The organism is Streptomyces sp. NPDC060000, from assembly GCF_042737375.1.
GTDB lineage: Bacteria > Actinomycetota > Actinomycetes > Streptomycetales > Streptomycetaceae > Streptomyces.
This window is the reverse complement of sequence record NZ_JBHWUU010000067.1, coordinates 1-20919: the sequence shown is the minus strand read 5'-3', so window position 1 is coordinate 20919 and position 20919 is coordinate 1. Positions and strand designations below refer to the sequence as shown.

The window sequence follows — 20919 nt, the reverse complement described above, 5'->3', positions numbered from 1 at the left end:
GCCCACCCGCGCTGTCACAAGCTGAGGTAGAAGCGCACGGTCGTGCCGTCGTCGCCGGTGTGCACGCGCACCAGGTCGGCCACGTAGTGGACCAGCATCAGACCCCGGCCGCCCAGCTGGCCGCGCTCCGGCGGTCGGCGGCCGGCCAGCGGGTCGGCCAGCCGGCCCGCATCGCGGACCTCACACACCAGCTGCCCCTGCTCGGCCCAGACCGCGAGTGTCCCGCGGCCTCCGCCGTGGACCACGCTGTTGGTCGTCAGTTCCGCAACCGCCAGCTCCACATCCATCAGCCGCTCCCCGGCCAGGCCCAGCCGCATCGCGTGAGCGAGAGCGAACTGGCGGACCGCCGGAAGGTCCTCACCACCGTAGGCGAAGGCCGCGGCGTCCGGTGCAGGCGCAAGCACCTGGTTGTACCGATCGACGACCGCCTGCCAGTCGTAGGCGTCGCTGACCGACTCACGTCCATCCCCGCTGATGACGGTCGGGTGGGTGGCCTTCGCATCAGCGATCACCTCCGGCTCCAGCCGCACCTCGTCGTAGGGGCACAGGATCGTCACCGCACGGCCCTCGAACGCGGCGTTGATCAGCGCCTCGTGCTGCGCGCACGCCGGGTACTCCACCGCGCTGCGCCCCGCCCAGATCGGCTCGCCGATGATCCGCACACGTCCCTTCGGGTGGGCGTCGGCGAATCCGCGCAGCACCCTGGGGATGATCCGCCCCGGGTTGCGGCCGGCCTCGGTCATGTCCAGGAACAGGATGCCCTCGGCGTCCCCGCCCAGACCTGCCTTGATCAGCTCCAGATTGGGGCCGGGCACCGCCACGGCCATCGGCTCGCCGCTGGTCAGGCCCTCGCGCAGGAAGGCCACCGTCCGCTGCGTGTACTCCTGCTCGGTGCGGTAGAAAAGGGCAGGGTGCACGAACGCCTCATGGGTGGTCCCCGTGCTCATCACAGAGCCACCTCGATCCGGTCCAGGCCCGGCCAGAACATCTCCAAAACCCGCGGCAGCTGCGGCGGGGGATTCTCGACCACAAATCTCCCGTCGGGCAGGTTCATGGCGGTGACCGCCAGCGCGCTCACCCCGGCCACGTCGACGAACGCCACGTCCGACAACTCCACGTACGACACGCCCGCGTGCCGCCGGGCCAGCTCGGACAGGGCCTGCTCCCAAGACGGCCGAGTGAGGACGCTGATCTCACCGCGGGCACGTATCCCGGAACGACCGGGCAACGGGCTCACCTCCAACGCGGCCCTCCCGGGCACCGGGGCGGCCCCGCCCGCCACATGTGGGGCATCCACGCTCGGACTCCTTCACATCAAGCCGCCTGCCGACCGTCCCGGCACGGGCAGAGGAAAAGCTCCCCCCAACGGGGCAGTGTATCCAGGCGCAACCACGCCGGATTCTGCTAGTGGGAGAGCAACGTTCATCGAAGGTTTCGGCTCTGGGATCGCGAAGCCCGAACGGGGGGTGGTCTGCGTCGTATACAGGGGTCGGCGTCCGGCGATGGCGCCGCCGGGGTCGTCCAGGAGGGCGACGCGGGCGGTGATGCGCTTGCCGACTGGTTCCCGCTGCGCTTCGAAGCCGTGGGCCACGGCCATGACGATCTCCAGACCGTGCTGGCCGACCCGTCCCGCGTCTGCGGACCGGGCCACCGGCAGTACCGGATCGCCGTCCCACACCACCACCTCGACCGCGTCGCCGAGGATGCGCAGGTCCATCAGCACCGGGCCCGGCGCGTACTTGTGGGCATTGGTGACCAGCTCGCTGACCACCAGCTGTGTGAGGTCCATGGCACGCTGCGAGACCGGCAGGCCGTGCTCGGCCTGGACGCGCGTGAGGAAGCCGGCGGCGAGATGGCGGGCGCGGGCGATGCACGTGCCGTCGCCTTCCAGGACCACCGTGGTGTGTATGGCCAGCTCATCCGGTACCGCGCTGTCGTCACCCACCCGGGCTGGTTCCATCGCGGCTTGCTTCTGCTACTCCGTTCACACCTCGCGCGTACCCACGCATGCTTGGTACACGCTTTACGCCCTAGTCGCGAAGGCATTACCCGGTGTGCAGAGCAGCACTGCAGGTGAAGCTCTTGGTGTGCCAGGATCACCGACATGGCTGAGGGAGAGATGGCGGACGCGGACACCGAACCAGCTGTGCAGCCAGGCCAGTTGTCGGTCGTCACCACCGCCACCCACGGCATCCGTGTGCTGACCCTGGCGGGAGAGATCGACCGCGACACCGGCCAGACGCTCCGCCAGGCCCTGGACGCCTCCGGAACTCCCCGCCCCCGCATCGTGGTCGATCTCAGCCGGGTCACCTTCATGGACTCCACCGGCATCAACATCTTCATCGCCGCCCACCACAGCCTCACCGAGGCCGGCGGCTGGAAACGCCTGGCCGCACCCACCGAAGCTGTGATGCGCACCCTGCAGATCGTCGGCGTCGACGCCGTCATCGACTGCCGCGACACCCTCCGCCAAGCCCTCAGCAACTGACCCATCCCCCGTACCGGCCATGCGCTGCCTAGCTCAGAGCTGATGGTGATCGCGCCTGGACAGGTAAAGGGGACTGAGCTGGCGCCAGTAGGCGTGCACGAGGTCTTCGGCCTCCTGCACCGCCCCCTGAGCACGTCGCCCGTCCGTCGGCAGGTGCTGCTCGGCTCGGGCCACGGTGGATCCCCTGCGCCGGACCTCCCTCAGCGCCGTCCGGCGCGAAGCAGGGCGAGATACGGCAGCAGTGCGCGGCCTGCCACTTCGGCCCGCCAAGCACCATCGCGCGACCAATATCGCGCCCACCACCGACAATGCGCTGACGGCATAGACCTCATGACCGGCCACTGGCTCCTCCTGCCGGACACCCGCATGGACCGTCCGGATTCATGTGCCCCGGTTCCGCACCGCCAACGTCACCGCCGTGCCAAGAAACCCTCACCGCCATCACCAGGTGGTTAGGGGTCGGCGCCCAGGCGCCAAGCGGCACGCTCGCCGGCCTGCTCGACCGGCCCAGCGTGCCTCAGCGAGACTCACGGTCGACGTACGGGTTGACGGCGGCGAGGACCAGGCGCTGGAGTTCGTCGATCCGGGTTATCCACCAGCCGGAACGCGATCGGCGGTTCCTCCGTACGCTGCTGCCCGAATCGATCACACGGGCGTGACGGGATGTCGTCGCGTGGTGGTGGAGGAATTCGCAGTCAAGGTCATGGCGCAGCTGCCCGACGCCGGACCCCGGATCAGCATGGCGATCGGGTTTCCGTAGCGGGACTCCGGGGTCGGGTGCGCCCACCAGGCCGACCGCCGTTGGTCGCAGCCACCCAGGTGGCGTACCGGCCGAGTGGAAGGCATGCGGTGTGACGTGGACGCTGCCGGAGCCGATGCTGACTACTCCCGTGCCCGGGCCCGATCTGCGGCCGGGCTGGGCGGCCGAGCCGAAGTTATGGCGGGGGTTGGCAGTTGTCCGTTTGTCCACGGTGCCGCGAGCTGGAGTGCAGCGTCACCCCAGCGGTCTCGCGTAGCTGGCTGCGTATCTCGTGGTGGACTCACGACAGAGCCACGCGTAGACGGCTGCGCTGTCCTGGCCTCGACATCGGTAGCGGATGCTGCCGCTGCTCCGCAAAAGTTGCCGCAGATCGACTCGCGCCGCTCGTCGGTCAGTCGGGTGTCTCGGCCGAGTCGGCGGGCTGGGAGTCGCTATCCGGCGCGTGCCGCTCGATGTCGTCGTTGGTCGCGGCCCAGCTGGCCAGCAGGTTCAGGGCGTCTTGCGAGGGCGAGTGGGGTTCGGCGGTGTAGGTGAGGAGGAACTGGCTGGGGCCGTCGGGGAGCGGGAAGGTTTCGAAGGGCAGGTCGAGGTCGCCGACGACCGGGTGGTGGAGGAGTTTCACGCCAGTGGTGTGCATGCGGACGTTGTGGGCGGCCCAGCGGCGCCGGAATTCCTCGCTGCGGGTGGACAGTTCCCCGATCAGGTCCGTCAGCCGCCGGTCGTAGAGGTCGCGGCCAGCTTCGGCGCGCAGCATGGCGACCGTGTCGTTGGCGACTTCGTCCCAGTGGCGGAAGAATTCGGTCGCGTGCGGGATGAGGAAGACGAATCGGGCGTTGTTCGGCGGCCGTGCGGGGTCGGCGTAGACGGGGGAGAACAGTGCGCGCCCGAGGTGGTTGGCGGCCAGGATGTCTCCGCGTCCGCTGAGGATGAACGCGGGTGTGCCGGCCATGGAGTCGAGGACGCGCTGCACCGTGGGCCGCACGCGTTGCTGCGCCGGGCGGCGGCGTGGCGGGCGGGTCGTGCCGGCGCCGCGCAGGAGGTCGAGCAGGTGGATGCGTTCGGCCTCGTCGAGCTGGAGTGCCTGGGCGATGCCTTCGATGACGCTCTCGGAGACGCCGGTGGCGTTGCCGCGCTCCAGGCGGGTGTAGTACTCGCTGGAGATGCCCGCGAGGAGGGCGACTTCCTCGCGGCGCAGTCCGGTGACCCGTCGGCGTTCTCCGCCGTAGAGGGGCAGTCCGGCTTGTTCGGGGGTGACCCGGGCCCGTCGCGTGCCGAGGAATTCCCGGATCTCCGCGCGGAAATCATCGCGGATGTCGCGGTTGGTGCCTTGTGGGTCGTTTCTGCCTGCCATGCGTTTCACTCTACGAGTGCTCCGGCCGGGTTGGGGGTCCCTGTCAGTGACCCCCTCAAGAGGGACTCCCACACGCGCGTGACAAGCGGTTTTGTTGGTGGTGCACCGCCCACGGCGGTGTGAACGGCCCGGACAGGGCGGTGCTTGCGCGACCGGTCTCAAGGTCCCGCGGTGGCGCTGTCGGTGCCGCTCGCATCCCCCGCACACACCAGGTGCCGGACCACGGCGTCTGAAAGGAACTCCCCCATGAGCAAGGTCATTCTCGTCACCGGTGCCGGACGCGGTCTCGGCACGGACATCGCCCGCGAGGCCCTCGCCGCCGGCCACCAGGTCATCGCCACCGGCCGCCGCCCCGAAGAGGTCGAGAAGACCCTCGGTGGACCCCAGGACAATCTGCTGGTCACCAGGCTCGACGTCACCAGCCTGGAGGACGCCGAGGCCGCCGCGCAGGTCGCCGTCGACCGCTTCGGCCGGATCGACGTCCTGATCAACAACGCCGGGAACCTCTTCACCGGCTACTTCGAGGAGATCTCGCCCGCGCAGATGCGCCGGCAGTTCGAGACCAACCTCTTCGGCCCGATGAACGTCACCCGCGCCGTCCTGCCCGTCCTGCGCAAGCAGCGTGCCGGCCACGTCATCACCATCACCTCGACCGCCGGGCTGGTCGGCATGGAGTTCACCTCCGCCTACGCCGCCTCCAAGTTCGCGGAAGAGGGGTGGATGGAGTCCCTGCGCTACGACGTCGAGCCCTACAACATCCACACCACCGTCGTGGAGCCGGGCTACTTCCGCACCGAACTCCTCGTGGACGGCTCCACCAACTGGCCCGAGCTGTCCATCGACGACTACGCCCCGCGCACCGCCCCCCGGATCGAGGGCATGAAGAGCATGAACGGCAAGCAGCCCGGCGACCCCGCCAAGCTCGCCCGCGCCCTGCTCACCATCGTCGGCCAGGACAAGCCGCTGCAGCGGTTCGTCGCCGGTGCGGACGCCATCGAGGCCGCCGAGGCCAAGGCGAAGGAACTCCTCGCCCAGGCCGAAGCCTCCCACGAACTGGGCGGCGCTCTGGCCTACGACGATGCCCACGCCTGACCATCACGCCCCGCCCGGGACGGAGGACCGCTGCCGGGTGCGTTTTCGACAGCACGGAGAGAGTCAGCATGCCCCTCAAAGGCGAGTACGAGCCGAGCAAGGCGCAGTTTGTGCGTGACCAGGTGGAGCTGTACGAGAGCTCCGGCGGTACGCAGGGAACGACGCTGAGTGTCCTGGTCGCACGGGAAGAAGACGAGAGACTGCGGGACCTGCCCGTCCTCATCCTGACCACCCTGGGCGCGAAGAGCGGCAAGATCCGCAAGACCCCGGTCATGCGGGTGGAGCACGACGGCGTCTACGCCGTGGTCGCCTCCATGGCTGGAGCCCCCAAGCACCCGGTCTGGTACCACAACGCGGTGGCCGACCCCCGGGTCGAGCTTCAGGACGGCCCGGTGCGCCAGGACATGCTGGCCCGCGAGGTGACCGGGGACGAGAAGGCCGTGTGGTGGGCCCGAGCCGTCAAGGCATTCCCCGACTACGCCGAGTACCAGAAGAACACAGACCGTGAGATCCCCGTCCTCTGGCAGCCCAGGAGCACTGGTAGCCCGGCCGATCCAGCCTACGGATCTCCCCAGTCGATCCCCGGCGAGCAGCGGCCAGCTCGAATCCCTCTCAACGTCCATTGCGCGCCCGGTCGCTTACCAACTTCGGCGTCCGAAGTCCCCCTTAAGCGGTCCGCTGGCCAGCGGCGTGGTCATGGCCCTCATAGGCCATGACCACCTGCCTGGCCCGACGGCCACGACAACAAGGAGTACCTGATGAAGCACATTTCCCTCGGCGGGCTCGATGTCTCCCGCATCGGCCTGGGAGCCATGACCATGGCAGGCGTCTACACGACGGGCGGAGGGCTGGATGATGCCGAGTCGATCCGCACCATCCACCGGGCGCTGGAGCTCGGTGTCACCCACATCGACACCGCCGAGATCTACGGGCCCTTCCACAGCGAGGAACTCGTCGGCAAGGCCATCAAGGGCCGGCGCGACGACGTCGTTGTGGCGACGAAGTTCGGTCTCGTCTCCCACGCCGGCGGCGGTCCCGGCGTCATCGACAGCAGCCCCGGCAACGTGAGGACCGCGGTCGAGGGCTCGCTGCTGCGGCTCGGTACCGACCACATTGACCTCTACTACCAGCACCGCGTCGACCCGAACACGCCCATCGAGGAGACGGTCGGTGCGCTGGCCGAGCTGGTCGCCGAGGGCAAGGTGCGCCACATCGGCCTCTCCGAGGCCGGTCCCGAGACGATCCGGCGGGCGCACGCCGTGCATCCGGTGTCCGCGCTGCAGACCGAGTACTCGCTGTGGACCCGCGACGTCGAGGCCGAGATCCTCCCGCTGCTGCGGGAGCTGGGTATCGGCTTCGTTCCCTACTCGCCGCTCGGCCACGGCCTGCTGACCGGGCAGATCCGCACCGTCGACGACTTCACCGACGACGACTGGCGCAAGACCAACCCGCGCTTCACCGGCGAGAACTTCCAGCGCAACCTGGCCATCGTCGACGAAGTACGGGCCATCGGCGCCGAGATCGGCGCCACCCCGGCCCAGACCGCGCTGGCGTGGCTGCTGACCCGCGGCGACGACATCGCCCCCATCCCCGGCACCCGGCGGGTTACGCGCGTCGAGGAGAACACCGCCGCCGACGCCGTCGAACTCAGCGCCGCTCAGCTCGACCGCCTCAACACCCTCACACCGGCCGCGGGCGAACGCCACGACGAGGCCAACATGGCCAGCATCGACCGCTGACCGCTGACGCGGCGGCGCCCGGCTCGGGCCGCGCCCCGGACTTCGCGAAGGGCTGACGCCCCCGCGAAGTTCCCGACCCGTCACACCTGACCAACCTGCATCTATTCACGCAGTTCACTGACCACTGAAAAGGTTCCTCATCATGTCCAAGGTTCTCCTTGTCGTAGGCCATCCGGACTTGTCGCAGTCGAAGGCCAACGCGGCGCTCGTGGACGCCGTCCGCGACCTGCCCCATGTCACCGTGCACGACCTCTACGCCACCTACCCCGACTTCCAGATCGACGTCGACGCCGAGCAGGCGCTGCTGGCCGAGCACGATGTGATCGTCTTCCAGCATCCGGTGTTCTGGTACAACACCACCCCTCTGTTCAAGCACTGGCAGGACACGGTCCTCACCCTCGGCTGGGCCTTCACCATCGACGGCTCGCCCTCGCAACTGGCCGGCAAGAAGGCAGTCGTCGCCGTCACCACCGGCGTCCCCGCCGACCACTACACCCCCGAAGGCGCCAACAAGGCCACCATCGAGACCCTCCTCAACAGCTGGGAGGCAACCCTGCGCCTGTGCCAGCTCGACTCTCAGCAGCCGATGTTCAAGGTGTACGGCACCGCCTTCGGCCTCTCCGACGAAGACCTGGCCACCGCCGCCAAGCAGTACAACGAACTGCTCACCTCCTTCACCGCCTGACCACACCATCACCACTGCGCCCCCTTGCCCTCCAGGTGCCGCGGTGGTGATGGGGCACACCAGGTCTCCGGTTTCCTCGATACCGGGGCCGCTTACGCCGTGCTGGTCCGGCCGGGGTACGCGTCGGGCGGTCGCACGCAGGCGGCCCGCGCCACACAGTGGCGCTGACCGGTTCTTCGCGATTGATCAAGGAGTCACCCGATGCCGACGATGTCCGCTCCCCAGGAACTGGCCGCCATCGCACCGAAGCTGGTCGAGGTCAGCAACGAGGTCCTGTTCGACGATGTCTGGCAGCGCCCCGGGCTTTCCCCGCGGGACCGGAGCCTGGTGACCGTCAGCGCGCTGGTATCCCTCTACCGGGGTGAGCAGCTCGGCTACCACCTCGGTCTGGCCATGGACAACGGGCTGAGTGTGGAGGAGCTGTCGGAGGCGATCACCCACCTGGCGTTCTACTCCGGATGGCCCACCGCCATGAGTGCGGTCACCCAGCTCAAGAAGATCGCCGAGGAACGCGGTGATTTTGCGGCCTGACCGCCGGCCCGGCACCCCGCCCCTCCCACTCCACGCGCACGAGACGAGGAACGACCATGGAGCTTTTGAGCAAGCAGCCGACGCTGAAGCTGCCGGAGAATATGTTCACCGGCGATGCCTGGGCCGATGTGATCTACCGAGGCGAGGAGCCTTCCCGGGCCCGTGCGAACGCGGTCCGTTTCGCCCCCGGTGCCCGTACCGCCTGGCACTCCCACGGCCTGGGGCAGACCCTCTACATCGTCGAGGGCATTGCCCTGATCCAGTCCCGGGGTGGCGGCATCCTCGAAGCCCACCCCGGCGACATGGTCTGGACCCCGCCGGGCGAGGAGCATTGGCACGGTGCCGCGCCCGACCACTTCATGGTCCACATCGCCTTGTGGGAGACCGACGAGGTCGACTGGCTCAAGCACGTCACCGACGCCGAGTACGCCGGCCCGCGCCGCAGCCCCGCACCCCCTGACCCCGAGCCCCTCGATTCCTCGGCCGGCTCTTGCCTGGGCCGGGACACGGAGCCACCTTGTGCACAGCACAGAAAGGCAGCCTCACTATGCGCGGAGCAGTCTCTACGCCCCCGGCGACGTGCGCTTCGAGGAGCGTGACGACCCGCAGATCCTGAAGCCGACCGACGCGGTCATCCGCACGGTCGCCACCTGCGTGTGTGGCTCGGACCTGTGGAGCTACCGCGGCATCAACCCGGTCGAGGAGCCAGTGCCGTTCGGGCACGAGTACGTCGGCATCGTGGAGGAAGTCGGCGCCGAGGTCGCTCGCATCAAGCCGGGCCAGTTCGTCGTGGGCTCGTTCTTCGCCTCGGACAACACCTGTCCGAACTGCCGCAACGGCTACCAGACCAACTGCCTGCACCGCGAGTTCGTCGGCGCGGGCGGCTGCCAGGCCGAGAAGATCCGCATCCCGCTGGCCGACGGCACCCTGGTCGCCACCCCCGACCTGCCCGCCGAGGAGCACATCGCCAGCCTGCTGGCGTGCTCCGACGTCATGGGCACCGGCTGGTACGCCGCCGTGGCCGCCCAGGTCCAGGCCGGTGACACGGTGGCCGTGGTGGGCGATGGCGCGGTGGGCCTGTGCGCGGTCATCGCCGCCAGGGAACTCGGGGCGGAGCGGATCATCGCCATGTCCCGCCACGCATCGCGGCAGCACCTGGCCCGCGAGTTCGGCGCCACCGACATCGTCGCCGAGCGCGGCGATGAGGGCGTGGCCCGGATCAAGGAACTGACCGGCGGGATCGGCGCGGACCGCGTACTGGAGTGCGTCGGCAGCGCCCAGTCCATGCAGCAGGCCCTGCACGCCACCCGCCCCGGCGGCAACGTCGGCTTCGTCGGCGTGCCCCACGACGTGCAGATCGGCGGCACCGAGCTGTTCCACTCCCACGTCGGCCTGCGCGGCGGCCCGGCCCCCGTCAGGCAGTTCCTGCCCGACCTGATCGACCGGGTCCTGTCCGGCCGCATCAACCCGGGCAAGGTCTTCGACCTCCAGCTCCCGCTGTCGCAGGTCGCCGAGGGCTACCAGGCCATGGACGAGCGCCGCGCCATCAAGGCGCCGACGGCGCGCCGGGCCGTTGCGGGCCGGGCGCGCCGTCGTCTCAGGTGTGCGGGCGGGTGGCATGGTCAGCCGCCTGCTCCTGGTGTGTGGTGTCAGCGGCGGGCGTCACCGTGACGATGGTCGCGGTCGCGGCCCCAGGACTCGTCGTCGATGAAGCGGCCGTGGTCGTTGCGCAGGGTGGCGGTGTCACGGTCGTTGTTCCACACGTAGTTGCGGCGGTCCTGGTAGAGGTCGGTGTCGGTGTCGCGGCCCTCACCGGTGTGGATACGGACCGTGGCGCGGCCGTCCAGGCGGTAGTGGTCGAACGTATAGGTGTGGCCGGAGGCGTCCTCGAGGGTCCAGCCGTCGAGGTTGACCGTGTGCCGGGTGGTGTTGGTGACGTCCACCCACTCCTTGTTCAGCGACCGGTTGGAGCGGTCGTCGCGTCCCGGGGAGTCGTACTGGACCGCCGAGATCTCCACCTTCGGGCGCTGCGGGCGGGCGTGGTCGGCAGCGGACGCCGGCAGCACCGCCACCGAGACCAGAGCGCCGGCCGCGAGCGCGGCTGCGGCCAGACGACGGGCGGTGACAGAAGCAGAAGCGGACAAGAAGTCCCCCAGAAGTACAGGCACCGCTCCCCCACAAGCGGCCTTCCGGCCGCCGTGGGAGTCGGTGCGGTGTGCGGGTGACGGCCGAACTGGCCGCACACCCACACCCTGCCCACCACACGCAGGAGTTGGGTAGAAAACATGGACTGCGTTACTGCTTGCCCATATTTCTGTGACTCTCGACTGCCTCATCCACGTATGCCACTGCACCCCATGTTGACGCCCCAGCACGATCCCGCCCCCGTGCAGGAGTTGGCCCCGCCCCCGCAGCCGCCACACCATGCCACCCCGACACCGCACGGGCCGTCACCCGAAAGTGAGTAACAGCCCACCGCGTTCGCCGCCTCGCCATCCTGGTCAGCACAAGCGATCATGACGTCCATCCATACCTGCCGCCCCTCAGGAAAACCGTCTCCGCGCGGCGGGGTCGGACGTTCAGGAGACCCGCAGGCGCGTGGCGGCGGGGCCGATCGCTCCGGGCCCGAACTTGTCGCGGATGCGGTCGCTGACCTCTTCGGCGACCAGTCGGTCCTCGCGCGTTTTGTCGAGGCTGATCTGCTGGGCGACCTGGTCGGCCCCGACCAGGTCCTCGCCCCGGAGAACGAGTCCGGTGAGGCGCCCTCGCTGGAGGCCCGCGGCATCGATGAGCCGGTACGCCACGGTCCTGAGGTCGTCGTCGTGCGCGGACGCCTCCGGCAGGCGGCGCGTCTTCTCCCAGGAGGGGCCGCCGGCGAACTTCAGCGTCAGGCCAGGCCGCGGGCCACCTGCCCGCGCCGGCGCAGCAGCAGTCCGAGCTGGCCGACCAGCTCGAGGAGTGCCGCGCGGACTTCGGCTCCGTCCAGGGTCTGTCGGGGGAAGGTGTGGCTGACGCTGCTGGAGGTGGGGAGAGATCGTGGGGTGACGGGGCGGGGGTCGATGCCGCGGGCGCGATCGGCGGCGAGGCGTCCGGCGCGGCCTCCGAGGATGCGCTGCACGGTGGCCGGCGGCAGTTCGGCGAGCAGGCCGACAGAGTCCACGCCGTATCCCCGCAGGACAGTCGCCTGGCGGGGTCCTCCGTAAATGGCAGGTCATCCGGCTGTTGCTGCCCATTCCGACATGGCCGGAGGGCTACCGCTACCGCGAACTGCTGGGATCCGGATTGCCTACCTACGTGACGTCGAGTCCCCGTCGCTCAGCCCCTGTCCCCAGGATTCCAGGCCGAGGCCCGTGCGGTGCGGTCAGGGCATCGTGGGTCGATTCCAGGATCTTCTCCGACAGCTCTGTGCCCGCCGTGGCCCGGGCAAGCAGGATGGCGCCGACCAGGGTGGCCACGATGGGAAGGCCGTCGTCGGCGTCGGTGGACATCCATGCGGCGAATTCCTGGACTCCGGCCGCGTACGTTTCGCGCAACTCTCCGGCTGTGGGCTCGCGAGCCATGTCCCCCGCGAATCCCGCGGTGGGACACCCGGTGCCGGGCTGGTCACGGTGCTCGGCCGACAGGTAGAAGTCGACGAGGGCGCCGCGCGCGGTGTCGTGATCGCCGTGGGTCGTGTCGAACCCTGCCAGGAGTACGTCGAGGTCCCCGAAAGCGGCTTGAGCCGCCTCGGCCACCAGGGCCTCCTTGGAGGGGAACTGCTTGTAGAAGCCGCCCGTGGTCAGCCCGATGGACTTCATCAGATCGGCGACGCTGATGCCGTTCACGCCGCGCTCCCGGAAGAGCTGGGAGGCCGCGGCGACCGCGCGCCTGCGGTTCTCGAGCGCCTGCGCCTGCGAAACGCGACTCATCAGCCACCTGCTCACGTTAGATAATTGAGTGTATCTATCGTACGCGAAGTGTCGGGCCGCCGGCAGTGGCGCCCTTGTTCCACACCCCTCTCCCCGCCACCGCACGACGAGGAACTCGTGCGCCCGCTCCGGGCTCCGGTCGCGGGCGGCGATCGACGGCGTCGCGGGCCATTGACCGAACGTCGTTAGATAGTTATCGTAATCTAAAGCGGGCCGACGCACTGGCCCACTCATCCGCGAGACCAGAAATGAGATCCCCCATGACCACGCAGATCAAGACCGCCGTCGTCACCGGCGCGTCCGCCGGCCTGGGTGCCGCCTATGCGCAGCGACTCGCCCACCGGGGTTACGACCTGATCCTGGTGGCCCGCAACGCCGCGCGGCTGGAGACCCTGGCGTCGGACATCCGCAGCCGCACCGGCCGTGCGGTGGACGTCGTCGCCGCCGACCTCACCGATGCGGCGCAGATCTCCGTGGTCGAGGAGCGCCTTCGGACCGACGAAAGCATCGAGGTGCTGATCAACAATGCCGGCGGTGCGCTGCTCACGCCGCTGGCAGGCTCCGACGCGGCGGCCTACGAGGCGCTGATCAGCCTCAATGTGACAGCGCTGACCAGGCTGACCATCGCGGTCCTGCCGGGGCTGACGGCCCGCGGGCGCGGCACGGTCGTGAACATCTCCTCTGCCATGGCTCTCAACATCCTGCCCGTCAGCGCCGTCTACAGCGGCACCAAGAGCTACGTGCTGACGTTCACCCAGGCCCTGCAGCAGGAACTCGCTGAAAGCCCCGTCGTGGTGCAGGCCGTGCTGCCGGGCGCTGTCCGCACGGATCTCTGGGACGGCTCCGGTGTCGACCTTGCGACGTTCCCCGACGAGATCGTCATGAACGTGGACGACGCCGTCGACGCGGCGCTCGCCGGCCTCGACGCCGGGGAACCCATCACCATCCTGTCGCTGCCGGACATCAGCGACTGGGAGTCGTTCGAGAAGGCACGTCAGACGCTCGTCCCGAACCTGTCACTGCGGGTCCCGGCCGACCGCTACTGCGGCTGACCACCGCTCCGACTCCCGACTCCCGTGCGGGAGTCCCTTTGTCACAACGGCACAGCCGCTGCCGCTGCCGCTGCCGCCCACACGACCGATGCGTCATGCGGCATGGGGGAAAGACCGACGCACTCGCCACCTTCCCCTCGCCCACCCGAACAGCCAGGGACCGGCACCGCAGCGGCGGCGGTCATGTGCGCGGCAAGCCCGTCCGCCCCGTCGACCGCCCCTCCGCGCAGTTGCCTTCCAAGGTGGAGGGACCCGGGCCCATCAGGCCGATCGGGCCGATCACCGCGTACGCGGTACTTCCGCCAACCCGCACCGCATCTCTCTCACCCTTCATTCGAGGAAACATCCATGTCGAACGCCCTGTGGAACCCAACGACCGTCGGTGAGATCTCCCTGCCGCACCGGCTTGCGATGGCCCCCATGACGCGCAACCGGTCCACGCCGGGCGGCGTGCCGACCGAGTTGAACGCCGAGTACTACGTCCAGCGGGCCTCACACGCCCTCATCATCACCGAGGGAACCCAGCCCAACGCCGACGGACAGGGCTACCTGCTCACCCCCGGCATCTACTCCGAGGAGCACATCGCCGGCTGGCGCAAGGTCACCGACGCCGTACACAAGGCCGACGGACGCATCATCATCCAGCTCATGCACGCCGGACGGATGTCCCACCCCGACAACACCCCCCACCACCGGCAGCCGGTCGCACCCTCGCCGGTCCAGCCGGCGGGCGAGATGTTCACCGCCACCGGGCTCCAGGAGATGCCGGTACCGCGCGAGCTGTCCACCGGGGAGGTCGCCACCACGGTCGACGACTTCCGGCGCGCCGCCGCTGCCGCCATCGCGGCCGGCGCCGACGGCGTCGAGATCCACGGCGCCAACGGCTACCTCGTGCACCAGTTCCTCGCCGACAACACCAACCAGCGCACCGACCGCTACGGCGGCTCCATCGACAACCGCATCCGCTTCGCCGTCGAGATCGCCACCGCCGTGGCCGACGAGATCGGCGCCAGCCGCACCGGCCTGCGGATCTCCCCCGGCAACCCGTTCAACGACATCGCCGAGAACGACACCCACGACCTGTACCCCGCCCTCGTCCGCGCCCTCGCCCCCCTCGACCTCGCCTACCTGCACATTGGAAACCACGGTGGCGACGACGAACTCCTGCACACCCTCCGCAAGCTGTGGCCGACCACCCTCCTCCTCAACCGGGCCGGCACCGACATCGCCACCCGCGGCAAGGACATCGAAGACGGCATCGCCGACGTCATCACCGTCGGCACCATGGCCCTCGCCAACCCCGACCTGGTCGAGCGTGTACGCACCGGCGCGCCGCTGAACACCCCCGATTTCGCCACCGTCTACGGCGGCGGCGAGGCCGGCTACACCGACTACCCCACCCACACCGCCTGACGAACCCCGGCCGGGCGCTTCGCCTCCGCGAGAAGAAGCAGCCGCTGCCCGGCGCCATCGCCAGACCCTGCTCGCCCAACCCGCCAGTTCGACCCGATTCCACAGTCCATCACCGGGGCGGAGCCGCTCCGTCCATCCACATTGGAGAAGCACATGTCCTCCTCGAACGCCGAAACCCAAGCGTCCACCGCCGACTTGCACCGGCTCGCCGATGAGTACGTCAAGCTCGTCAACCTGCGTGACCTCGACGCCCTGTTCGCCCTGTACGCGCCGGACTTCCGCAACCACGCCGCCGACGGCACCGCCACCGGCCTCGAGGAGACCCGCGCGGTGCTGGCGTCGTTCCTCGACGCGGTCCCCGACTTCGCCGCCACGCCGGTCCGTGTCGTCGCCGAGGACGATTGGTTCGCGATCAGCTTCATCCTCACCGGCACGAACACCGGGCCCTTCAACGGCACTCCCGCCACCGGCCGGTCGATCAAGGTGCTGGAGGTCCGCATGTTCAAGGTGGCCGACGGGAAACTCACCGACCACTGGGGCCTCATCGACCTGGCGACGCTCTTCGCCCAATTGCAGTCCTGAGCTGAGTCCAGACCCTCCCGCGCAGCCACAGGAAGTTGAGGAACAGGCAGACGTCCGTGATGTAGTTCCGCTTCGTCTCCCTCGTGCAGCCCCGGAACGGACTACTGCGCGTGTACAGGCTGAGGAGCTCGTCGACGCGGTAGTCCGGCGAAAGTACGCCGTGTCCGCGCGTTGGACGGCACCGAACGGACGCACCTCAACTCTGTACGGGGCCTGGCCGGGCGCGGACGGGCAGTGGCGCCCTGGCGCAGAGCCGCGTTTTCGAGGGTGAGCTGCCGGATGGCCTCTTCATACAGGGCAAGGGTGCGTCGCAGGTCGGTGTTCTCCTGCCGCAGCCTGTGCAGGTTCGTCTCCGTCCGCTCGCTGGTCGTCTCGCCGAGCGCGGGCGGGGCGGTCTCCGGGATGCGGGGGCGGAAGTGGGTGTCGATCAGGTCGCTGTAGTGGCGGTGGAAGGTGGCGTGCGGGATGCCGAGGTGCCGCTCGACGGCGCTGACGGTGGGGCGCCGTCCGGTGGCGGCGGCCTGGTCGAGAACCGTGTCGATGGCGGCCTTGACGGTGTCGGCGCCGGGCAGAGCGCGTTTCACAGCGTGGGCTCCGGGGTGTGGTGGATGAGGAAAGAGGCCGTCTCGCGGCGTTGTTCCTGGAGGCGGTGGCGTACGTAGGGAGCGAGGCGGTCGCCGTCGGCGAGGGTGGTGTCCAAGGCGGCGATATGCCCTTCCAGGGCCTGCCGGTTGGCGGCGGTGAGGGCGGCGTTGCGACAGGCCATCGGCTGGCAGTCGGCCATGACCGGTGCCTTGGCGGGACCGGAGGGCGTGCGGCACAGGGCACGGTCAGGGTTGTAGACGCAGTTATGGACAGGGATTGCGGCTGTCCGTTGTCCGCACTGCCGCGGAAACTGTGGCAGTCACGTCCTACCGATCGGTTGTGGAGCGATAGGTGGTCGCGGCCCAGGAGGTGAGGTGGCGCAGGGCTGAGCGGGAGGGGTGCCTGGTTCGGCGGTCCAGACCGCGAGCTGCTGTCGCTGGCGCAGGACAGGGCATTCCAGTCGAGGGGCAGATCGTCTGCGATCTGGTTGGTCATCCCTGCGGCCTCCGGCTTGGGTCTCGTAACGCCCCGGCCGGCTCCCCGGCCCGAGGTCGCGGCATCGCGGGGCCTTGGGGGAAGGCGTGCTCCACCGCGATCAGGTGCACGGGCTTGTCACTGCCATCGAAGCGGCTCATGGTCCTGCGGGACGAGGAGGAGCAGATTGACCCCGCCGCACTGAACGAGTTGGCGGGACGGCTGGCGGGAGGAGCCGTAGCCCTACCCGGAGGCACGGGCTTGGGGAGTAGGGAGAGGGCGTGCCTTGTGGGAGCGCCTTGAAGGCATGCTCCGGCAGATCGTCCAGCTGGACCAAGGTGGCCTCGTCGCCCCGCCATGCATGGCACGGAGCGGTCCGCGATCGTCATCACGGACCGCCTGGGGTGTCTCACAGGAGTGCGCTCACGGCTGCCACCGCAACTGCCGTCAGGGCGGCAGCCTGACGCTTCTTGTCGACGGCTGAGTTACTGCTCGTCTTGACGGATGAACTCGTCGAACTCGGGGCTGGTTCCCACAACGTCGAGGAACTCTTTGATCTCGTAGTCGATTCCTTCTTCCAGCGGGAGTTCGAGTCCCCGGACGAAGACCCGCTTAGAGGCGAACAGCGCGATCGACGGCAGGTCGGCCATCTCCTGGCACCACGCGACAGCGGCGTCGACGAAACCGTCAGCGGGCAGCACGGCGTTGAGCCAGCCGAGGCGAAGTGCTTCATCGGCGGTGAAGATCTTGCCGCGCAGGATGGCGTCGGCTGCGGCGCCCGGGCCGATCAGGCGCGGCAGCCGCTGCGAGCCGCCACCGCCGGGGGTGATGCCGAGCGTGACCTCGGGCTGGCCGAGCCACGCCTTCTCGGACCCGATCCGCATCTGACAGGCCAGTGCGAGTTCGTTGCCCCCGCCGGTCGCCCGCCCGCCGATGGCGGCGACGGTCGGCTGCGGTATGTCACGCAGCAGGCGGGTCAGGCGCAGCCAGGAGGGCATGCCGTCGGGTATTTCGCCTCGGCCTGCGCGTTGGAGGTCCGAGACGTCGCCGCCGCCTACGAAGATGTCATCGACGCCACCGGTCAGCATGACGACCTTGACCTGGTCGGTCTGCTGGGCAAGTTGCTCGAGGACGTCACCGAGGTCGGCTATGGAGGCGAAGTCGATGTAGTTGTGGGGCGGGCGGGTGAAGGTCAGCTTGGCGACCCCGCCGTGGTGTTCCACAGACCAGTGGCTCATATCTTCGGAACCTCTCTGAAAGATGAGCATAGGAAATATTTAAGGAAATGAAATATATGGGGGCATTACTTCAGCAACTTGATCACCTCTCTGGAAAAACCGTGCAGAAGGACGGATGACTGGCCTGCCCAGGGGTCTGGACCGCTGGAGTAGCGCCTTGGCGCAGTGGCCGCCGAGTCCCGGCCCGAGTGGGCGACGAGGTCAGCCGCAGTCACGTCCGCAGGATCCTGCCGGCGGGAGGGCGCCGGTACCGCACCCGGTCCTGGACCCGCTCGAAAGGCGCGAACTTCGAGGGAAGGGACAAGGACGAGCGGGAGAAGCCGTAGGCCTGTCCTGGATCAGGCGGGCCTCGAGTGCTCCGGTCATTCCGGGAGCGTCGCGCTGCCGAACCGGAGGTCGCGTGACGCGTCTTCGCGCGGGGCGGCGTCAGGCGCGCTCCAACTGGCAAGGAGGCCGAGGGCCTGTGCGGAAGCGGAACCGGGTTTGACGGTATACACGTACACGGTCTGGTCCGGGTCGCCGGGAAGGGACAAGGACTCGTGATGCAGGGTGAGCTCGCCGACCACGGGGTGGCGGAGGCGCTGCGTACCGTGGGAACACTGGGCCACTGTGTGGCTGGCCCACAATGCGCTGAACTCCGGAACCTTGACGAGGGCCTTGCCTATCAACTCGGTGAGAAGGGCGTCGTCGGGATGGCGTCCGGCTTCCAGACGCAGTTTGGCCACGACGCTCCTCGCGACCTGGTCCCAGTTCAGGAACAGCTCGCGAGCGGCAGGGTCGAAGAGAACGTAACGGGCGAAGTTGCGCTCCCGATACGGCAGCACATCCCAGTCGGTGACCAGCGCACGGCTCAGTTGGTTGGCGGCCAGCACGTCTTGCCGGTGGTTGGCGACGAAGGCTGGTGCGACACCGTTGAAGAGGTCCAGCATCTCCAGGACTTCTGGGCGTACACGCTGCACATGTGTCAGCGGACTGCCGGCACGGGTGGTGCGGGGCCGGGCGATGTCGAAGAGGTGACCGCGTTCATCGTCGTCCAGGCGCAAGGCGCGGGCGACAGCGTCCAGTACCGCCTCGGAGACTTTGGGGTGGCGGCCCTGTTCGAGACGGGTGTAATAGTCCACGCTCACGCCGGACAGTCGCGCGACCTCCTTGCGGCGCAGGCCTGGCACTCTGCGGGCGCCACCGTCCGGATTCACACCCGCTTCGCCGGGGCTCAGTCGTGCCCGGCAGGTACGGAGGAAATCTCCCAGCTTGGCGTTCTGCTCCATTCCTCTAGTATTCACGGGCTGCGGGGCAGCTGCGGGGCCCAGAGTGGCCCAGCTGGACCCAGGCTCATCAGCCCCTGCCTGGCTCCCGGTGTCCCCGGGCCTGCTCGTTGAGATAGCGGAACCGGGCGTCGCGGTCCGGATGCTAATTGCCCACAATGGTCTTGGTGTTGGCCTGCAGGCTGAGAGCCTTCCGCCCGCAGCAGGTCGGTGTCGGCGCTGACGCGGTGCCCGGCCCAGGCCAACTCTTGTGCAAGGGTGCGGTGGACTTCACCGTCCACCCGAGCGGCGGCCTCGGGTCACCCCGTACGTCCGGCTCAACCATCATCCTCGGCGCGTTCGGTCAGCTCGTCTGCCCCGCTAAGGACGTAGACCCGGCATCGACTCAGGTGGTCTCCAGCGGCGTGCCCTGGATCGACGACTTCAACTTCGTCTCCGAGAGGCCGGATGTGGTGTTCGCCGCGCTGAACGGAGCCGACCGATCGTGCGGACCGGCTGGCGGCTCCTGTGGTGATCGGCTCGTGGGGTCCGCTCAAAGGAGCAGGGAACCCGGCCCCGGCGCTCACCGGTCCTGGTGGCTGGCGGGGGGACTGGTGTGCTCGGTGATTTCGGTGGCGGCCCAGGTGGCAAGGAGCTGCAGGGCGTCGTGCTCGGGTGTGCCGGGGGCGGCGCTGTAGGCGGTGAGGGTCAGGCCGGGCTGGGCCGGCAGTTCCATGGCGTCGAAGTCGAGGGTGAGAACGCCGACGGCGGGGTGGCGGAAGGACTTGCGGCCGGTGTGGTGCAGGCGCACGTTGTGCCTGGCCCAGGCGGTGCGGAATTCCTCGCTGCGGGTGACGAGTTCACCGATGAGTCCGGTCAGCTCGCTGTCGTGCGGAGCGCGGCCGGCCTCGGTGCGCAGCAGGGCGACGGTGGTGTTGACCGACTGGTCCCGGTCGGGAAAGAAGTCGCGGCCGGCCGGGTCGAGGAACTGGAAGCGGGCGATGTTGGCCGTCGCGGTGGTGGGGTCGGGGAAGAGCGGGGAGTACAGGGCGCGGCCGAGGTGGTTGGCGGCGAGGATGTCCAGGCGGCCGTTGCGGATGAAGGCCGGGGAGTCGGTCATGGAGTGCAGGACGCGCAGGACGCTGTCGGGCAGGGGGCCGCGGGCACGTTTGCGCCGGGTGGGGCGTTTGGCGGCGGCGCGGGCCAGGTCGTGGAGGTGGGCGCGTTCGGCGTCGTCGAGCTGGAGGGCGTTCGCGAGGGCGTCGAGGACTTCCTCCGAGGCACCCGCGAGGTTCCCGCGTTCCAGGCGGACGTAGTAGTCGACGCTGACGCCGGCGAGCATGGCGACTTCTTCGCGGCGCAGGCCCGGCACGCGCCGGTTGCCGCCGTAGGCGGGCAGGCCCGCCTGCTGGGGGGTGATCCTTGCGCGGCGGGAGGCCAGGAACTCGCGGATGTCGCTCTCGGTACTCACGCCGTCCAGGCACGCCGGGTCGAGGAGCAGCGCCGTGTTCAGCGAGGTGAGGACTTTGTCGGGGTCCGGGTCGATCAGGGCGGCGGCACGCAGGGTGTAGCGGGTCAGGGAGGTCACGGCGGCGGCTTCGGGGCCCTTGCCGCACACGTCTCCGAGGAAAAACGCCCACCTCTTGCCGTCCAGAGGGAAAACGTCGTAGAAGTCGCCTCCCACGTCCCTTGGGGAGGCGGTGGCGTAGTGGCAGGCCAGTTCCAGGCCCGGTACCACCGGCAGTGCCGGCGGCAGCAGGGTGCGCTGGAGGGTGGA

General features: G+C 69.1%; 21 protein-coding genes and 5 pseudogenes. 11 read left to right on the top strand and 15 right to left on the bottom strand.

Features of this window, described 5'->3' with window-relative positions:
- Nucleotides 1–14 precede the first annotated feature (14 nt).
- From ACFWBB_RS30285 to ACFWBB_RS30275, 3 genes and pseudogenes are all read right to left on the bottom strand, one after another.
- A complete protein-coding gene (locus ACFWBB_RS30285; protein WP_385278644.1) occupies nt 15–947 on the bottom strand; it encodes an anti-sigma factor RsbA family regulatory protein in 933 nt (310 codons plus the stop codon).
- Complete coding sequence (locus ACFWBB_RS30280) at nt 947–1297, bottom strand: STAS domain-containing protein (RefSeq protein ID WP_385278642.1); 351 nt, start codon at nt 1295–1297, stop codon at nt 947–949. Before ACFWBB_RS30280 ends, ACFWBB_RS30285 begins: the two co-directional genes overlap by 1 nt.
- Nucleotides 1298–1486: 189 nt before the next feature.
- Nucleotides 1487–1960, bottom strand: a pseudogene (locus tag ACFWBB_RS30275) (ATP-binding protein); the annotation flags it as partial.
- Nucleotides 1961–2104: 144 nt separating this feature from the next.
- On the opposite strand from ACFWBB_RS30275, the gene ACFWBB_RS30270 reads away from it, so the two are divergent.
- Nucleotides 2105–2488, top strand: a complete 384-nt coding sequence (locus ACFWBB_RS30270) for an STAS domain-containing protein (RefSeq protein WP_385278640.1) — start codon at nt 2105–2107, stop codon at nt 2486–2488.
- A gap of 1151 nt (nt 2489–3639) precedes the next feature.
- Here ACFWBB_RS30270 and ACFWBB_RS30265 read toward each other — a convergent pair.
- Nucleotides 3640–4599, bottom strand: coding sequence for a helix-turn-helix domain-containing protein (locus ACFWBB_RS30265; protein ID WP_385278638.1), 960 nt, complete (start codon nt 4597–4599; stop codon nt 3640–3642).
- 246 nt (nt 4600–4845) lie between these two features.
- Between ACFWBB_RS30265 and ACFWBB_RS30260 the strand changes: the two genes are divergently transcribed.
- From ACFWBB_RS30260 to ACFWBB_RS30230, 7 genes and pseudogenes are all read left to right on the top strand, one after another.
- Entirely contained in the window at nt 4846–5691 is an 846-nt protein-coding gene (locus ACFWBB_RS30260) for an SDR family oxidoreductase (RefSeq protein ID WP_385278635.1), read from the top strand.
- 68 nt (nt 5692–5759) lie between these two features.
- Nucleotides 5760–6212, top strand: a pseudogene (locus ACFWBB_RS30255) (nitroreductase family deazaflavin-dependent oxidoreductase); the annotation flags it as partial.
- Between the two features lie 237 nt (nt 6213–6449).
- A complete protein-coding gene (locus ACFWBB_RS30250; protein ID WP_385278633.1) occupies nt 6450–7430 on the top strand; it encodes an aldo/keto reductase in 981 nt (326 codons plus the stop codon).
- A 142-nt stretch (nt 7431–7572) separates the two neighbouring features.
- A complete protein-coding gene (locus ACFWBB_RS30245) occupies nt 7573–8115 on the top strand; it encodes an NAD(P)H-dependent oxidoreductase (protein WP_385278631.1) in 543 nt (180 codons plus the stop codon).
- A gap of 201 nt (nt 8116–8316) precedes the next feature.
- Nucleotides 8317–8646, top strand: a complete 330-nt coding sequence (locus tag ACFWBB_RS30240; protein WP_385278629.1) for a carboxymuconolactone decarboxylase family protein — start codon at nt 8317–8319, stop codon at nt 8644–8646.
- 56 nt (nt 8647–8702) lie between these two features.
- Nucleotides 8703–9086: pseudogene (locus ACFWBB_RS30235) on the top strand (cupin domain-containing protein); the annotation flags it as partial.
- Nucleotides 9087–9225: 139 nt separating this feature from the next.
- On the top strand, nt 9226–10317 hold the full coding sequence (locus ACFWBB_RS30230; RefSeq protein WP_385278627.1) for a zinc-dependent alcohol dehydrogenase family protein: 1092 nt from the start codon (nt 9226–9228) through the stop codon (nt 10315–10317).
- Here the strand turns inward: ACFWBB_RS30230 and ACFWBB_RS30225 are convergent.
- The 4 genes from ACFWBB_RS30225 to ACFWBB_RS30210 all read right to left on the bottom strand — a co-directional run bounded on the left by ACFWBB_RS30225 (nt 10296) and on the right by ACFWBB_RS30210 (nt 12554).
- Nucleotides 10296–10790, bottom strand: coding sequence for a lamin tail domain-containing protein (locus ACFWBB_RS30225; protein ID WP_385278700.1), 495 nt, complete (start codon nt 10788–10790; stop codon nt 10296–10298). The two genes, ACFWBB_RS30230 and ACFWBB_RS30225, sit on opposite strands and share 22 nt — an antisense overlap.
- 435 nt (nt 10791–11225) lie before the next feature.
- Nucleotides 11226–11450 carry a hypothetical protein gene (locus tag ACFWBB_RS30220; protein WP_385278625.1) on the bottom strand — a complete coding sequence of 75 codons (225 nt, stop codon included), beginning with the start codon at nt 11448–11450 and terminating at the stop codon, nt 11226–11228.
- A gap of 83 nt (nt 11451–11533) precedes the next feature.
- The gene (locus ACFWBB_RS30215; RefSeq protein ID WP_385278623.1) at nt 11534–11806 is read right to left on the bottom strand and encodes a hypothetical protein; all 273 of its coding nucleotides are present in this window, start codon (nt 11804–11806) and stop codon (nt 11534–11536) included.
- A gap of 130 nt (nt 11807–11936) precedes the next feature.
- Nucleotides 11937–12554 carry a TetR/AcrR family transcriptional regulator gene (locus tag ACFWBB_RS30210; RefSeq protein WP_385278621.1) on the bottom strand — a complete coding sequence of 206 codons (618 nt, stop codon included), beginning with the start codon at nt 12552–12554 and terminating at the stop codon, nt 11937–11939.
- 260 nt (nt 12555–12814) lie between these two features.
- On the opposite strand from ACFWBB_RS30210, the gene ACFWBB_RS30205 reads away from it, so the two are divergent.
- From ACFWBB_RS30205 to ACFWBB_RS30195, 3 genes are all read left to right on the top strand, one after another.
- On the top strand, nt 12815–13606 hold the full coding sequence (locus tag ACFWBB_RS30205; protein ID WP_385278619.1) for an SDR family NAD(P)-dependent oxidoreductase: 792 nt from the start codon (nt 12815–12817) through the stop codon (nt 13604–13606).
- Nucleotides 13607–13954: 348 nt separating this feature from the next.
- On the top strand, nt 13955–15019 hold the full coding sequence (locus ACFWBB_RS30200; RefSeq protein ID WP_385278617.1) for an alkene reductase: 1065 nt from the start codon (nt 13955–13957) through the stop codon (nt 15017–15019).
- A gap of 153 nt (nt 15020–15172) precedes the next feature.
- Nucleotides 15173–15601, top strand: coding sequence for an ester cyclase (locus ACFWBB_RS30195; protein ID WP_385278615.1), 429 nt, complete (start codon nt 15173–15175; stop codon nt 15599–15601).
- A 101-nt stretch (nt 15602–15702) separates the two neighbouring features.
- On the opposite strand, the gene ACFWBB_RS30190 is transcribed toward ACFWBB_RS30195, so the two are convergent.
- From ACFWBB_RS30190 to ACFWBB_RS30160, 7 genes and pseudogenes are all read right to left on the bottom strand, one after another.
- Nucleotides 15703–16185, bottom strand: a complete 483-nt coding sequence (locus ACFWBB_RS30190) for a hypothetical protein (protein ID WP_385278613.1) — start codon at nt 16183–16185, stop codon at nt 15703–15705.
- A complete protein-coding gene (locus ACFWBB_RS30185; protein ID WP_385278611.1) occupies nt 16182–16385 on the bottom strand; it encodes a hypothetical protein in 204 nt (67 codons plus the stop codon). The genes ACFWBB_RS30190 and ACFWBB_RS30185 overlap by 4 nt, the downstream gene beginning before the upstream one ends.
- Before the next feature lie 760 nt (nt 16386–17145).
- On the bottom strand, nt 17146–17898 hold the full coding sequence (locus tag ACFWBB_RS30180) for an enoyl-CoA hydratase/isomerase family protein (protein ID WP_385278609.1): 753 nt from the start codon (nt 17896–17898) through the stop codon (nt 17146–17148).
- Nucleotides 17899–18260: 362 nt separating this feature from the next.
- Nucleotides 18261–19166, bottom strand: a complete 906-nt coding sequence (locus ACFWBB_RS30175; protein ID WP_385278607.1) for a helix-turn-helix transcriptional regulator — start codon at nt 19164–19166, stop codon at nt 18261–18263.
- A gap of 76 nt (nt 19167–19242) precedes the next feature.
- A pseudogene (locus ACFWBB_RS30170) lies at nt 19243–19488 on the bottom strand (ISAzo13 family transposase); the annotation flags it as partial.
- A 237-nt stretch (nt 19489–19725) separates the two neighbouring features.
- A complete protein-coding gene (locus tag ACFWBB_RS30165) occupies nt 19726–20613 on the bottom strand; it encodes a helix-turn-helix transcriptional regulator (RefSeq protein WP_385278698.1) in 888 nt (295 codons plus the stop codon).
- Nucleotides 20614–20652: 39 nt separating this feature from the next.
- Nucleotides 20653–20826: pseudogene (locus ACFWBB_RS30160) on the bottom strand (PP2C family protein-serine/threonine phosphatase); the annotation flags it as partial.
- Between the last annotated feature and the right edge of the window lie 93 nt (nt 20827–20919).

What these genes read in the sequence shown, in the direction of transcription:
- ACFWBB_RS30245 (WP_385278631.1), top strand. Translation starts at nt 7,573, where the DNA reads ATGTCCAAGGTTCTCCTTGTCGTAGGCCATCCGGACTTGTCGCAGTCG.
- ACFWBB_RS30185 (WP_385278611.1), bottom strand. Translation starts at nt 16,385, where the DNA reads ATGGCCGACTGCCAGCCGATGGCCTGTCGCAACGCCGCCCTCACCGCC.
- ACFWBB_RS30285 (WP_385278644.1), bottom strand. Translation starts at nt 947, where the DNA reads ATGAGCACGGGGACCACCCATGAGGCGTTCGTGCACCCTGCCCTTTTC.
- ACFWBB_RS30205 (WP_385278619.1), top strand. Translation starts at nt 12,815, where the DNA reads ATGACCACGCAGATCAAGACCGCCGTCGTCACCGGCGCGTCCGCCGGC.
- ACFWBB_RS30195 (WP_385278615.1), top strand. Translation starts at nt 15,173, where the DNA reads ATGTCCTCCTCGAACGCCGAAACCCAAGCGTCCACCGCCGACTTGCAC.
- ACFWBB_RS30265 (WP_385278638.1), bottom strand. Translation starts at nt 4,599, where the DNA reads ATGGCAGGCAGAAACGACCCACAAGGCACCAACCGCGACATCCGCGAT.
- ACFWBB_RS30260 (WP_385278635.1), top strand. Translation starts at nt 4,846, where the DNA reads ATGAGCAAGGTCATTCTCGTCACCGGTGCCGGACGCGGTCTCGGCACG.
- ACFWBB_RS30175 (WP_385278607.1), bottom strand. Translation starts at nt 19,166, where the DNA reads ATGGAGCAGAACGCCAAGCTGGGAGATTTCCTCCGTACCTGCCGGGCA.
- ACFWBB_RS30180 (WP_385278609.1), bottom strand. Translation starts at nt 17,898, where the DNA reads ATGAGCCACTGGTCTGTGGAACACCACGGCGGGGTCGCCAAGCTGACC.
- ACFWBB_RS30210 (WP_385278621.1), bottom strand. Translation starts at nt 12,554, where the DNA reads ATGAGTCGCGTTTCGCAGGCGCAGGCGCTCGAGAACCGCAGGCGCGCG.
- ACFWBB_RS30250 (WP_385278633.1), top strand. Translation starts at nt 6,450, where the DNA reads ATGAAGCACATTTCCCTCGGCGGGCTCGATGTCTCCCGCATCGGCCTG.
- ACFWBB_RS30270 (WP_385278640.1), top strand. Translation starts at nt 2,105, where the DNA reads ATGGCTGAGGGAGAGATGGCGGACGCGGACACCGAACCAGCTGTGCAG.
- ACFWBB_RS30200 (WP_385278617.1), top strand. Translation starts at nt 13,955, where the DNA reads ATGTCGAACGCCCTGTGGAACCCAACGACCGTCGGTGAGATCTCCCTG.
- ACFWBB_RS30240 (WP_385278629.1), top strand. Translation starts at nt 8,317, where the DNA reads ATGCCGACGATGTCCGCTCCCCAGGAACTGGCCGCCATCGCACCGAAG.